This window comes from Micromonospora sp. D75, from assembly GCF_018070405.1.
Classification (GTDB): domain Bacteria; phylum Actinomycetota; class Actinomycetes; order Mycobacteriales; family Micromonosporaceae; genus Micromonospora; species Micromonospora chalcea.
This window is the reverse complement of the sequence record NZ_JAGPXV010000119.1, coordinates 1-11,876: the sequence shown is the minus strand read 5'-3', so window position 1 is coordinate 11,876 and position 11,876 is coordinate 1. Positions and strand designations below refer to the sequence as shown.

Annotated in this window: 12 protein-coding genes; 4 read left to right on the top strand and 8 right to left on the bottom strand. The window is 73.8% G+C overall.

The window, feature by feature from the left end:
* Positions 1-719, bottom strand: a 719-nt coding sequence (locus KBX39_RS10330; protein ID WP_210870223.1) for an AAA family ATPase, incomplete at its 3' end; no start/stop codon positions are given.
* Between the two features lie 553 nt (positions 720-1,272).
* On the opposite strand from KBX39_RS10330, the gene KBX39_RS10325 reads away from it, so the two are divergent.
* Together KBX39_RS10325 and KBX39_RS10320 are read left to right on the top strand one after the other, a co-directional pair.
* Positions 1,273-2,433 carry a peptidoglycan DD-metalloendopeptidase family protein gene (locus KBX39_RS10325; RefSeq protein ID WP_210870221.1) on the top strand — a complete coding sequence of 387 codons (1,161 nt, stop codon included), beginning with the start codon at positions 1,273-1,275 and terminating at the stop codon, positions 2,431-2,433.
* Positions 2,434-2,472: 39 nt separating this feature from the next.
* Positions 2,473-2,913 (top strand): hypothetical protein, encoded by a 441-nt coding sequence (locus KBX39_RS10320; protein WP_210870219.1) that lies wholly within the window; start codon positions 2,473-2,475, stop codon positions 2,911-2,913.
* A 7-nt stretch (positions 2,914-2,920) separates the two neighbouring features.
* Here the strand turns inward: KBX39_RS10320 and KBX39_RS10315 are convergent, their stop codons facing one another.
* From KBX39_RS10315 to KBX39_RS10295, 5 genes are read right to left on the bottom strand one after another with little or no spacing between them, the layout of a single operon-like run.
* Positions 2,921-3,631 carry an ABC transporter ATP-binding protein gene (locus KBX39_RS10315; protein ID WP_210870216.1) on the bottom strand — a complete coding sequence of 237 codons (711 nt, stop codon included), beginning with the start codon at positions 3,629-3,631 and terminating at the stop codon, positions 2,921-2,923.
* Positions 3,628-4,596: an ABC transporter ATP-binding protein gene (locus KBX39_RS10310; protein WP_210870214.1), complete on the bottom strand. Its 969-nt coding sequence runs from the start codon at positions 4,594-4,596 to the stop codon at positions 3,628-3,630. The genes KBX39_RS10315 and KBX39_RS10310 overlap by 4 nt, the downstream gene beginning before the upstream one ends.
* Complete coding sequence (locus KBX39_RS10305; RefSeq protein WP_210870213.1) at positions 4,593-5,459, bottom strand: ABC transporter permease; 867 nt, start codon at positions 5,457-5,459, stop codon at positions 4,593-4,595. Before KBX39_RS10305 ends, KBX39_RS10310 begins: the two co-directional genes overlap by 4 nt.
* Positions 5,452-6,474 carry an ABC transporter permease gene (locus KBX39_RS10300; protein ID WP_312247075.1) on the bottom strand — a complete coding sequence of 341 codons (1,023 nt, stop codon included), beginning with the start codon at positions 6,472-6,474 and terminating at the stop codon, positions 5,452-5,454. Before KBX39_RS10300 ends, KBX39_RS10305 begins: the two co-directional genes overlap by 8 nt.
* Entirely contained in the window at positions 6,441-8,039 is a 1,599-nt protein-coding gene (locus KBX39_RS10295) for an ABC transporter substrate-binding protein (RefSeq protein ID WP_210870211.1), read from the bottom strand. The genes KBX39_RS10300 and KBX39_RS10295 overlap by 34 nt, the downstream gene beginning before the upstream one ends.
* Positions 8,040-8,244: 205 nt before the next feature.
* Here KBX39_RS10295 and KBX39_RS10290 point away from each other — a divergent pair, with 205 nt between their 5' ends.
* Positions 8,245-9,513: a PP2C family protein-serine/threonine phosphatase gene (locus KBX39_RS10290; protein WP_210870209.1), complete on the top strand. Its 1,269-nt coding sequence runs from the start codon at positions 8,245-8,247 to the stop codon at positions 9,511-9,513.
* Here the strand turns inward: KBX39_RS10290 and KBX39_RS10285 are convergent.
* Both KBX39_RS10285 and KBX39_RS10280 read right to left on the bottom strand, forming a co-directional pair.
* Positions 9,493-9,834 carry an STAS domain-containing protein gene (locus KBX39_RS10285; protein ID WP_231915651.1) on the bottom strand — a complete coding sequence of 114 codons (342 nt, stop codon included), beginning with the start codon at positions 9,832-9,834 and terminating at the stop codon, positions 9,493-9,495. The genes KBX39_RS10290 and KBX39_RS10285 overlap by 21 nt on opposite strands.
* Before the next feature lie 104 nt (positions 9,835-9,938).
* On the bottom strand, positions 9,939-11,219 hold the full coding sequence (locus tag KBX39_RS10280) for an MFS transporter (RefSeq protein ID WP_064448591.1): 1,281 nt from the start codon (positions 11,217-11,219) through the stop codon (positions 9,939-9,941).
* Positions 11,220-11,327: 108 nt separating this feature from the next.
* On the opposite strand from KBX39_RS10280, the gene KBX39_RS10275 reads away from it, so the two are divergent.
* On the top strand, positions 11,328-11,876 hold a 549-nt coding region (locus KBX39_RS10275; protein WP_210870207.1), incomplete at its 3' end, for a GntR family transcriptional regulator.

Sequence of the window (11,876 nt, the reverse complement as noted above, 5' to 3'; positions counted from 1 at the left end):
TCCCGGAGCGGGTCGGCGGCGGCCGGAGCGGGGCCGGCCGGGAGCGCCGCCAGGTAACCGGGGTTGCCGCCGGTCAGGTCGTACCGGGCTCGCAGCTCCGCCTGGTCGACGTGGGGGTGCAGGAGCGCGACCTCGGCGAGGCCGAGCGGGCGGAGTTCGATCCGGTCGCGGGACGTCGGTTCCGGATCGGCGTTCTCGTCGGATTCCGGTGGGCCGAACGGCATCGGGGTCGCCATCTGGCGCGGGCGGTAGACGAGCACGAGCAGCAGCGGCGCGGGCACCGGATACCTCAGGAGGTGGGCGATCAGGCCGGTGGAGGAGGCGTCCGCCCAGTGCAGGTCGTCGAGGACCAGCACCAGTCCGTCCCGGGCGGCCAGGCCGATCAGCCGGCGGGCCGCCTGGTAGGTCCGGAACCGCCGGGCGTCCGACGCCGGTGGCACCGCGCCAGCGGGCTCCGCCCAGGTCGGTGCGGGTCGCCCGGCACGCAGTCCGCGGCGGGGTGGCTGGCCCTTCGTGAGGGCGTGCCGGAACACATGGAAGGGAACTCCTCGCTCGTCCGGCGCGCACGTCCCGACGGCCCACGGGACCGTGGGGGCGCATCGTTCCAGGGCCTCGCGGACGAAGCGGGTCTTGCCGATGCCCGGCTCTCCGACCACTTCGCAGACCATCTGCCGGCCGTGGCCGAGCGCGGCGGCCTGGGCTTTTCCGATACGCGCCAACTGTGCTCCCCGCCCGACGAAGCACGGGCCCGTTGGCGCATTTTCCAGCCCAGGTGTCATCACGCAGATCAGACGCTTTCCGGCACTCCATAGGGGATGGTCGCACTATACCGTCGGGAGCATCGGGAGATGTCGAAGATCTCGAATACGGCAGGCCTTTGTTTCACCGGATGTCGGAACGCCGATTCTTTCCGACATCGCACCACAACCCACAGAAAGGGACTGGTCACCACAATGACGGAACGATACCGACATCACTACGATTACGTGCGGCCGCATGAACCACCCGAAGCGGTCAAATCTCTACTCCACCGTCGGCCGGCATTGTCACTTCCGCCAATCTTTGAAGGCGGATCAGAAATGGCGACCGGAAACGGATGCCGCGCCGTCGAGCCGCGCGCGACAGCGCCGGCCTCGGAACCCCGCCACCCGGAAGATCCACTTCCGGGTACCCTCGATGCATAGATCCTTCACCGTCGCATCGATAGTCGTAGACAACTTTCACCACCGTCGATAGCCTCCATTCAGTGACACATGTCGATAAGGAGGCTCCATGCGACGGCTCATGCTCTCCTGCGCCCTGGCGGCCATCGGCGCCTGGGCAACAGCCCCGGCACCCGCGACCGCCGCTCCCCGCCCGGCACCCGGCCCCGTCGCCGACGCCGTGACCGCGAAGCTTCTCGGCTCGGCCGACGCCGCCGCCCGTACGGCGGACGCGCAGCAGGCCCGGATCAGCGTCACCCGCTCGAACGGGCGGTGGGCCTTCGGCACCGCGGTGCTGCCGGCGGACCGGTCCGCCGACGCGCACCCCACCGGCTCGGTCTTCCTCGCCCGGGCCGACGCCCGGGGCTGGACCGTCGCGGTCGACGGGGAGGCCGCGTTCGGCGACCTGGCCGCCGCGTCGCCGCTGGTGAGCGAGACCGAGAAGGCCGTCTTCACCACGCCCGTCACACCGACGTACGCGGGCAGCGACTTCCGCACCGGCATGGCGCTGCCGTTCGCGGTCGGGCAGACGTGGACGCTCACCTCCGGGCCGCACGGCTGGGGCGGCGCCGCCGCGCCGTGGAGTTCGGTCGACCTCGCCGGTGGCGACCAAGTCGTCCGCGCCGCCCGAGCCGGAACCGCGTACACGATGTGCACCGGCTGGATCCGGGTCATCCACGACCGGGGCTACTCGACGGACTACTACCACCTGTGGAACAGCATCTCCGTCAACGGCGCGGGCGTCGCCCAGGGCGCGTTCCTGGGCAACACCGGCACCGATGTCACCTGCGGCGGCTCCGCCACCGGCCGGCACGTGCACTTCGGACTGCGACAGAACTCGGCGTACGTCCCGATCGCCGGGCACGGCATCGGCAAGTGGGACTTCGTCAGCGGCGCGGCGGCGTACCAGGGCGGCGCCCGGCACGGGTCCGCCTACGTCGGCGCGGGCGGCGGCGTCTACAACTACGGCGCGCTCGGCTTCAACCAGGGAGTCGTCGACGCCAACGGCGGCGGCACGCTGACCCGGCGCTCCGGACCGGGCACCGGGTACGGCGTCCTCGGGTCGGTCGCCGACGGCGCCACCGTCACCGTCTCCTGCTCCGCCAACGGCACCTCGCACACCGGCCGCTACGGCACCACGGCGCTGTGGGACCGGCTCAGCGACGGCAGCTGGGTGTCCGACGCCTACCTCTCCACCGGTGTCAACGGGCCGGTAAACGGCTGGTGCTGACCGTGCGCGTGGATCATGGCACTGCTACCTTCCGGACGCATGGACGACTCCCCTCGCTGGTACCGCCCGGCCCCCGACGTGCTGCTCCTGGTCGGCAGCGCCACCGCGCTGCTCGGCTACCTGATCCCGTGGTTCCGCGCCAGCCGCATGCACCAGTGGTCGTACTCGGGCTGGGCCTATCTGGAGACCGAGGGCGGCTGGACCTGGCTGGTCGTGGTGGCCCTGGCGATTGCCGTCCTGGCCGGCCTCTGGGCCGGGCGGAGCGTGGCGTGCGCCAAGCTCTCGGTCGGCGCGGCGGTGGCCGGGATGTTCCTCGCCGGCGCGGTGGTCGCGGTGAGCCTGGGCGCGCTGCCCGAGCGCGACAGCATCAACTGGGTCGGTGAGCTGCCGTTCGAGATGGGGATGCCGCTCATGGCGGTCGGATTCGGGACCGTCGTCGCCGGGGCGCTGGGCACCGTACGCCGCCCGGTGCGGGAGTGACGCGACGTCACGCCGCCGGCAGGTCCACCACCCGGGTGGCCCAGCGGGCCATCAGCGCCGGGTCGTGGGTGATGACCAGGACCCCGGCGCCCTGCCGGCGCTGGTAGTCGCCGATGACGGCGGCGACGTGCGCCTGGGTGGAGGCGTCGAGCATCGCGGTGGCCTCGTCGCAGAGCAGGTAGTCCGGCCGGTGCACCAGGGCGCGGGCCAGGCAGGCGCGCTGCAGTTGCCCGTCGCTCACCGCGTGCGGACGGCGGGTCAGCAGGTCGGCTGTCAGCCCGACCAGGTCGGCCAGTTCCGCCGTACGGGCGGCGGCCTGCTCGCGCGGCGTGCCGGTGGCACGTAGCGGCTCGGCGACGATGTCGGCGAGGCTGAGCCGCGGGTCGGTGGCGGCGCGCGGGCTCTGGAACAGGATCGCGACACGCGTGCGGACGGAGGCGGGCAGCCGGTGCCGGGCGCCCCGGACGGGACTCCCGTCGAGCGTAAGGTGCCCGCTGTCCGGTGCGTGCAGCAGGGCGAGGACGCGGGCGAGTGTGGACTTGCCGCTACCAGACGGTCCACGTAGCCCGACCGTCTCGCCGGGGGCGATGTGCAGGTCGACCCGGTCGAGGACGCGCTGCCGGCCGTACGCGACGGAGACCTGGTGCGCGGCGAGCCCGGCGGCCGGCGCGGCGCCCGAGGCGACGGCGTCGGTGGCGTCCGGAGCCGTGACCGTCATGCCGGTACCTCCTCGCGCAGCGGATGGTGGCAGGCGACACGGCCCGCGCCCTCGGCGTCGAGGCGGGGCACTGTCGCGCAGGTGTCGGTGGCGCGGGCGCAGCGCGGGGCGAAGGCGCAGCCGCCGGGCAGGTCGGTGAGCGCCGGCGGGTGGCCGGGTACCGGCACGAACGCGCGATCGGGCAGCGCGTCGAGCAGCCCGGCGGTGTACGGGTGGGCCGGGGCGTCGAACAGCGCCCCGGTGGGGCGGTGCTCGACGATCCGGCTGGCGTACATCACGGCCACGGTGTCCGCGACGCGGCGCGCGGCGGCCAGGTCGTGCGTGATGAGCAGGACGGCCGCGCCGGTGTCGCAGCGGCGGCGCAGCAGGTCCAGCGTGTGGTCGACGAGCGGCCGGTCCAGGCCGGTGGTGGGTTCGTCGGCGAGCAGCACCGGCGGGTCGGGTGCGAGCGCCAGCGCGGTGGCGAGCCGCTGGGCCATGCCGCCGGACAGTTCGTGCGGGTACCGGTCCAGATCGGCCGGGTCGAGGCCGACGTCGGCGGCGATCCGGTCGGCGGCGGCCGGCGCGTCACGACGGGTGTGCCCGTGCGCGCGCAGCGTCTCCTCCAGCAGCTTCCGCCCGGTACGCACCGGGGTGAGCGCGGTGGCCGGACTCTGCGGGACCAGCCCGACGCCCCGGCCGCGTACGTGCCGGGCGAGGTGCCGCTCCCCCGCGCCGATCAGGTCGACCTCGTCGCGTCCCGGCGCGCGCAGGCGGGCCTGCCCGGTGACTGTGGCGTTGCGCGGCAGCAGGCCGAGCAGGGCGTGCGCGAGGACGGACTTGCCGCACCCGGACTCGCCGACCACCGCCAGCAGCTCGCCGGGCCGCAGCGTGAGGCTGAGGTCGGTGACGGCGTGCACGAGCGCGTCACGCAGCCGGAAGCGGACGGTCAGCCCGTCGACGGTCAGCAGCGCCGGGGCGGTCACAGCTGCAGCTCCGCCCGTACGCGCGGGTCGAGGCGGTCGCGCCACCGGCCGGTGAGCACGGCGAGCGCCAGCGTGGCCGCCACGAGCAGGAGGCCGGGGACGATGCTGGCCCACCAGGCGCCGGTGAGCAGCGACCGCTGCCCGTCGTTGATCATGTTACCGATCGAGGCGAGGTGCGGCGGCAGGCCGAGGCCGAGGAAGGACAGCGCGGTCTCGTGCCAGACGGCGTGCGGCACCATCAGCGTTGTCGCCAGCGCCAGGCGCGGCAGCACGTGCGGCAGCAGGTGCCGGGTGAGCACCCGGGCCCGGTTCGCGCCGCCGGAGATGGCGGCGTCCACGAACGGCCGGTTGCGCAGGCTGAGCAGCTCGGAGCGGACGATCCGGGCGGTGGACAGCCAGTGTGTCAACGCGATGGACGCGGTCACCGCGCCCAGGCTGGGGCGCAGCATCGCCACGATGAAGATGCCCAGCAGCAGGTGCGGCAGCGCGGCGACGGTGTCCACGACGCGCATGAGCGCCCGGTCGACCCAGCCGCCGACGCTGCCGGCGAGCGCGCCGACCAGCCCGCCGATGACCGCGGCGACGAGCGCCGCGACCGCGCCGACAAGCAGCGAGACGCGCAGGCCGTAGAGGCTGCGCAACGCCACGTCGCGGCCGAGGTCGTCGGTGCCGGCCAGGTTGTCGGCCGACGGCGCGAGCCGGGTACGGGAGAGGTCGACGGCGCTCTGGTCCAGCGGCCACAGGACCGGGGCAAGCAGCGCGGCGGCCACCACACCGGCGAGCACCACGACGGCGACTGTCGTGCCCGCGCTGCCGGGGCGGCGCAGGCGCCGGACGCGCGCGGGGAGGGCGAGGTCAGTCATCGAGGCGTACCCGGGGGTCGGCGGCGGCGTAGGCGATGTCGGTGAGCATATTCGCGGTCAGCACCACGACGGCGGTGGCCAGGGTCGTGGCCGCGAGCAGCGGGAAGTCGGCGCCCAGCGCCGCCTCGACGGTGACCGCGCCGAGGCCGGGCAGCGAGAACACGGTCTCCACCAGGACCGCGCCGCCGACGAGTTCGGGCAGGTGCGTGCCGACCAGGGTGAGGAACGGCAGCAACGCGGTACGCAGCGCGTGTCCGAACAGGACGACCCGGCCGGGCAGTCCCCGGGCGCGGGCGGCCAGGACGTGGTCGTCGCGCAGGCTCTCGGCGACCGCGTCACGGACGAACAGGACGAACCACGGGGCCTGGGAGATCGCCAGCACCGTCACCGGGAGCACCAGGTGCCGGGCCACGTCGGCCGGGTCGGTGCTCGTGGCGGTGATGTCGGTGAGCCCGCCGGCGGGCAGCCAGCCGAGGCTGAGCGCGAACACGGCGATCGCCGCGAGGCCGATCCAGAACACCGGCATGGACTGCACGGCGTACGCGACGGCGCGCAGCGCCCGGTCGAACCAGCCGCCACGCCGGTACGCGGCCAGCGTGCCCAGCAGCACGCTCGCCACCAGCACCAGGGCCAGCGCGGTGCCGACGAGCAGCAGCGTCCATCCGGCCCGGGAGGCCAGCACCGAGGTGACCGGCTCGTGCCGGCTCGTCGACCAGCCCAGGTCGCCGCGTAGCAGGTTGCCGAGCCAGCGGGCGTACTGCACCGGCAGCGGGTCGTCGACACCCCAGTTGGCGCGGATCTGCGCCAGGTTCTCCTCGCTGGTGGTGAACGACGCCGCGCCCGCGTACTGCTGGGCCGGGTCGATCGGGGAGGCGGCGCCCAGGGCGAACATGCCCATGCTGGTGGCGGCCAGCACCGGCACGGCGACCAGCAGCCGCCGCCGGACCACTGTGCCCGCCCCGGCCAGCCGCCGCCGTCCGGTCACGATTCCTTCGTCCAGGTGTGCACGTTCCACCAGATGCTGTTGGCGACGTCGTGCTCGTGCGGCTCGACCCGCGGCGTCACCCCGGTCACGGCGTCCTTCAGCACGTAGGTGTGCTGGAGGTAGGTGAGGAACACCCACGGCACGTCGGCGGCGAGCTGCTTCTGGAACGTGGCGTACGCGGCCTTGCGGGCGGCCGGGTCGGCGTTGTCCCGGCCGGCCTGCAACGCGGCGTCGGTGACCGCCGAGCGGTACGAGCCGGGGTTGAAGAAGCCCTGCCCGGCGAAGGCCGAGCTGAACAGCTTGTAGGAGACGAAGTCCGGATCGTACGGCGTGCCGTAGCCCATGATCAGCGCGTCGCGCTTCATGCGCGGCGTGATCGCGTCCCAGGTCAGGCCCTCCGGAGTGACAGTGATCCCGACCTTCTTCGCGTCGGCGGTGACGGCCAGTGCGAGTTCCTTGCGCAGGCTGTCGGTGGCCGGGTACAGGATCGTGAACGCGGCCTGCCGCCCGTCCTTGACCCGGATGCCGTCCGGGCCGGGCTTCCACCCGGCGGCGTCCAGCTCCGCCGTGGCGGCGGCGACGTCGGCGCCGGGCTTGCCGGCGATCGTCGGCTCGGCGTACTCCGACGTGGGCGGCACCGGCCCGAACGCGGGCTCCCCCGCGCCGCCGAGCACGCCGGTCACCATGGCCTGCCGGTCCACCGCGACGTTCAGCGCCTTCCGGATCGCGGGGTCGCCGGTGACCGGGTTGCCCATCGGCAGCATGACGCCCCGGTAGTCGGCGGTCGGCACCTTGTGCACCCGGTAGCCGTCGCGGCTCTCGAAGCCGGAGGCGAGCTTCGGCGCAAGCTCCGCCGCGTCGAACTCGCCGGCCCGCATCCGCTGGGCGCGGACGTTGTCGTCGGCGACGAACGCCACCACCACGCCCGAGTTCGCCGGTTTGCCGTCCCAGTACGTCTCGTTCGCCGCGAGCACGAGCCGGTCACCCGGGGTCCATGAGGTGAACCGGTACGGACCGGTGCCGACCGGCTTGCGGTTGAAGGTCGCCTTGTTGATGTCCTGCCCGGCGAACGCCTTCGCCGGGACGACCCCCAGCGCCAGCCGCTGCAGGAACGGCGCGTACGCGTACTTCAGCGTGAACACGACCGTCGCCGGGTCGGGCGCGGTGACGGAGGCGAGCATGTCCAGATCGGACCGCAGCGTGGAGTCGACGGCCGGGTCGAGCACCGCCTGGTAGGTGAACACCACGTCCTGTGCGGTCAGCGGGCTGCCGTCGTGGAACAGCACGCCTTCGCGCAGCTTCGCGGTGACGGTCTTCCCGTCCGCCGAGACGGTGGGCAGCTCGCGGGCCAGGGCGGGCACCAGCTCGTTGCGGGCGTCCCGGGCGACCAGCCCGTCGAAGATCAGCGACGCGCCGTCGACGCCGTAGTTGAGCACCGGGTTGAGCGTGTCCGGCTCGCCCGCGGTGGCGACCACGAGCGTGCCGGAGTTGCCCGGGCCGCCGGTCGACGCCGTGGGTGACGAGCAGCCGGCGGCGACGAGCAGGGCGACGGCGAGCACCGCTGCCACGCGTACGGGCTTGGGTCTGATCGCCACCGGCAACCCCTCGAACACTCGTCTGCGGATGGCAGCCGGGCGGGCGCTCCGGCGAGGATCGATCATCGCGTGCCCGAGCGCCCGCTACCGCCACTCTTCTGTAGTTGCCAACTATATGCAATACCGGCCGGTCGATGGCGGTGACCCGCCGGCCCCCGGTCTCGCTCACAAGGCGGCCGCGCTGTCCGCTGAATATGCTCAAGGGGTGGAGGACAGCGAGCAGGCGGTGCTGACCGGGATGTTGCAGTCGGCGGAGGACGCCGCCCCGGTGCAGGCGGTCGAGGCCGTCACCGGCGTCATCGCCACGGCGCTGAACGCGCGCGGCGTCTCGCTGCTGATCGCCGACCTCAGCGGTCGCGCGCTGGTCCGGCTGACCCACCAGCCGGACGGCGGCGGCGCCGGGCGACGCCACGGCGAGGAGGCAGCCGAGGTCCTCCCGTTCGACGGCGGGCCCTACGAACGCGCCCTCCGTCAGCAGGCCCCCGAGGTCGTCCCCGGCGACGGCACGTGGACCGTGCTGGCGCCGGTCACCGACCGCGGTGAGGCGATCGGCCTGCTGGAGATCGACCTGCCCGACGAGCCGGACGGCGACGTGGTGAACTGGGTCGCCCGTACCGCGCACGCGCTGGCGTTCGTGGTCATCGCCAACCGCAGGCACACCGACCTGTTCGAGTGGGGACAGCGCACCACCCCGTTCACCCTCTCCGCCGAGATCCAGCGCCGCCTGCTGCCCGCCTCGTTCACCTGCGAGGCCGGCGCCTTCGCTCTCTCCGGCTGGCTGGAACCCGCCGCGAGCGTCGGCGGCGACACCTTCGACTACAGCCTGGCCCGGGACCTGCTGCACCTCAGCGTCACCGACGCGATGGGCCACGGCGTGGCGAGCGCGCTCACCGCCACCCTCGGCGTGGGCAGCCTGCGCAACACCCGCCGGCGCGGCCTCGGTCTCGTCGCGCAGGCCGAGGAGGCCAACCGGGCGGTCGCGGAGCACGCCAACGTACGCGGCGCGTACGTCACCGCCGTGCTGGGCCGTATCGACCTGACCACCGGGCGCTGCGAGCTGCTGAACGCGGGGCACGTCCCGCCGCTGCTGGTCCGGGACGGCCGGGTCGTACCCGTGGAACTGCCGGGCAACTTCCCGTTCGGGATGTTCCCCGGCGAGAGCTACCGCAGCGCGGAGCTACCGCTGCTGCCCGGCGACCGGCTGGTGGTGGTCACCGACGGCATGCGCGAACGCAACGCCGCGGACCTCGACCTGGCCGCCGCCCTGCTCCGCCTCGCCCACCTGCATCCCCGCGAGGCGGTCCGGGCACTGTCCGACGCGATGCTGGAGATCGCCGGGCCGGCTCTGGCCGACGACGCCACACTGCTCGTCGTCGACTGGTACGGCGGCCACGGGCCACGCCGCAGCACCGCCGGCGCGGACAGCGCCCGCGTCAGCCCGGACGAGGAGCGCTCAGCGCACCGCCGTCGGTGAGCCGTCCTCGGCCTCGCGGACCGTGCCGAAGAGCGGGATGACGCGGTCCACCGAGGTGATCGAGAAGACGTTGCGGATCGACTGGCGTACGACGGCCAGACCGAGCCAGCCGTCGCGCTCCCGCAGGTTCTTGTAGACGAGCACCAGCGCGCCCAAGCCGCTGGAATCCACGAATCCGACCTGGGTCAGGTCGACGACCACCGTCCGCGCACCGGTCTCCACCACCTCGAGCAGCCGGTCACGCAACTGAGGCGCGCTGGCCATGTCCAGATCGCCGACGACCTCGATCACCGGGCCGACGCGCCCCTGCCGGGTCGTCACCGAGAACTCCACCACGCCCCCTCTACCGCGCCGCCGACGGCACCACACTTCTACCCACCGTGCCAGATATCCGCCCTGATCGCCTCCCGTAGGTGCGCGACGGCTCAGCGGCCTCGCCGCAACGTGGTGGAGGACCCCTCAGTGCCGGTCGAGCCCGGTACCGGAGCGGGGATCCACACCTCGGCGGCGGCCCGGCGGCGCTCGGCGAGGCGTACCGCCGGCCGCATCGCCAGGCCGGCGAGCACGAACAGCCCGCCGAGCACCAGCCAGCCCGGGGTGCCCCAGCCGAGCAGCAGCGAGGTCAGCAGCACCGGGCCGAGCATCCGGGCGAGCTGCGGCGCCATGCCGAAGAAGCCCTGGTACTGCCCCTGCCGGTCGGGTCGGGCCAGGGTGAAGCCGACCTCCCAGCCGCTGGCCGCCTGCACCATCTCGCCGAACACCTGCACCAGTGCCGCGCCCAGCAGCACCGCCGAGGCCACCCACGCGCCGCCGACCATCCCGGAGACCGCGTACGCGCCGCAAGCGACAAGCAGCACCCAACCGGCGTGCCCGCTGGCCCGCGCCGCCGTGCCCGGATCGGTCACCCGGCGGGCCACCCGGACCTGCCACAGCACCACGCACAGCATGTTCACGGTGAGCACGATCGCGCCCATCGGCGCCGGGGCGTCGGTCCGTTCCGCGATCCACAGTGGCAACGCCAGGCTGAGCAGCGGCATGTTCAGGCACATCACCGCGTTCAGCAGGGTGATCAGCGCGTACGGGCGGTCGCGCAGCACGGCCAGCCGGCCCGGCTCGGGTCCGGCCGGGACCGGCGCCGCCGCCTCGGGCAGCCGGCGCACCAGCAGGGCGGCGGCCAGGAAGCTCGCCGCGTCGAGCGCGAAGGCGGACAGGTACGCCGGGCGGCTGTCCGCCCAGAGCACGAGCGCGCCCAGCCCGGCCCCGGCGGCCAGGCCGGCGTTCGAGACCGACTGCAACCGGGCCCGTACCGCGGTGCGCCGCGCGGGCTCGATCAGCCCGACCAGCAGCGCCTGCCGGCTGGCGGTGAGCCCGGCCTGACAGGCGGCGTAGCAACATGCGAGCAGCACGAACAGCGGGAAGGAACGGATCACGAGGAAGCCGCTGAGTGCGGCGGCGGTGGCGACGGCGAAGACGACTGTCATCCGCCGCGCGCCGTAGCGGTCTGCCAGCTGGCCGGCGGGCACTCCGGCGAGGATGCCCGTCGACCAGCCCACGGTGAGGGCGATCCCGACCTGCGCCGGGGACAACCCGACCACCCGGATGAAGAACAGCGCCGAGCAGGCGTAGAACGCGCCGTCACCCACCGAGTTGGCGAGCTGGGCCAGGGCCAGCACCCGGACCCGGCGGCCGGTGTCGACATCGGTCATTGCTCGTCCCCCGTTCGCCGTGCTCCTTCCTCCATCCAAGACCTGCGGATTGGCTCACAGAAGCGCCGATTCCAGGCGATTCGATTGGGCCAATGTAGGGTCGTCGCGGTGGACGTACACGTGAGCCTGGCCGGCCCCGGCGACCGCGCCACCCGGATCCACAGGCAGTTGCTGGAGGCGATCCTGGACGGCCGGCTGCGGCCCGGCGAACGGTTGCCACCGACCCGCGAGCTGGCCCGGCGGCTCGACGTCTCCCGCAACACGGTCGCCGTCGCCTACGAGCGGCTGACCGCCGAGGGCCTGCTCACCGCCCGGGTCGGCGCGGGCACGTTCGTCGCAGGCGAGCCGGTCGCCCGCGCCCGGCCCCGTCCGGCACCGGCCGGTGGCGTACGCCCGCGGGGGTTCTGGGCGTCCGCCGCGCCGGCCCCCACCGCCGCGCCCCGACCGGGCCACGACTTCCGGGCCGGCACCCCTGACACCGGGCTGTTCCCGCTGGCCACCTGGCGGCGGCTGGTCGCCGGGGAACTGCGCACCGCGACGATCCGGGGCGGATACGCCGACCCGGCCGGGCACCAGGGCCTGCGTACCGCCGTCGCCCGTTACGTGGGACTCGCCCGCGCGGTACGGGCCGCGCCCGAGGACGTCGTCGTCACCCAC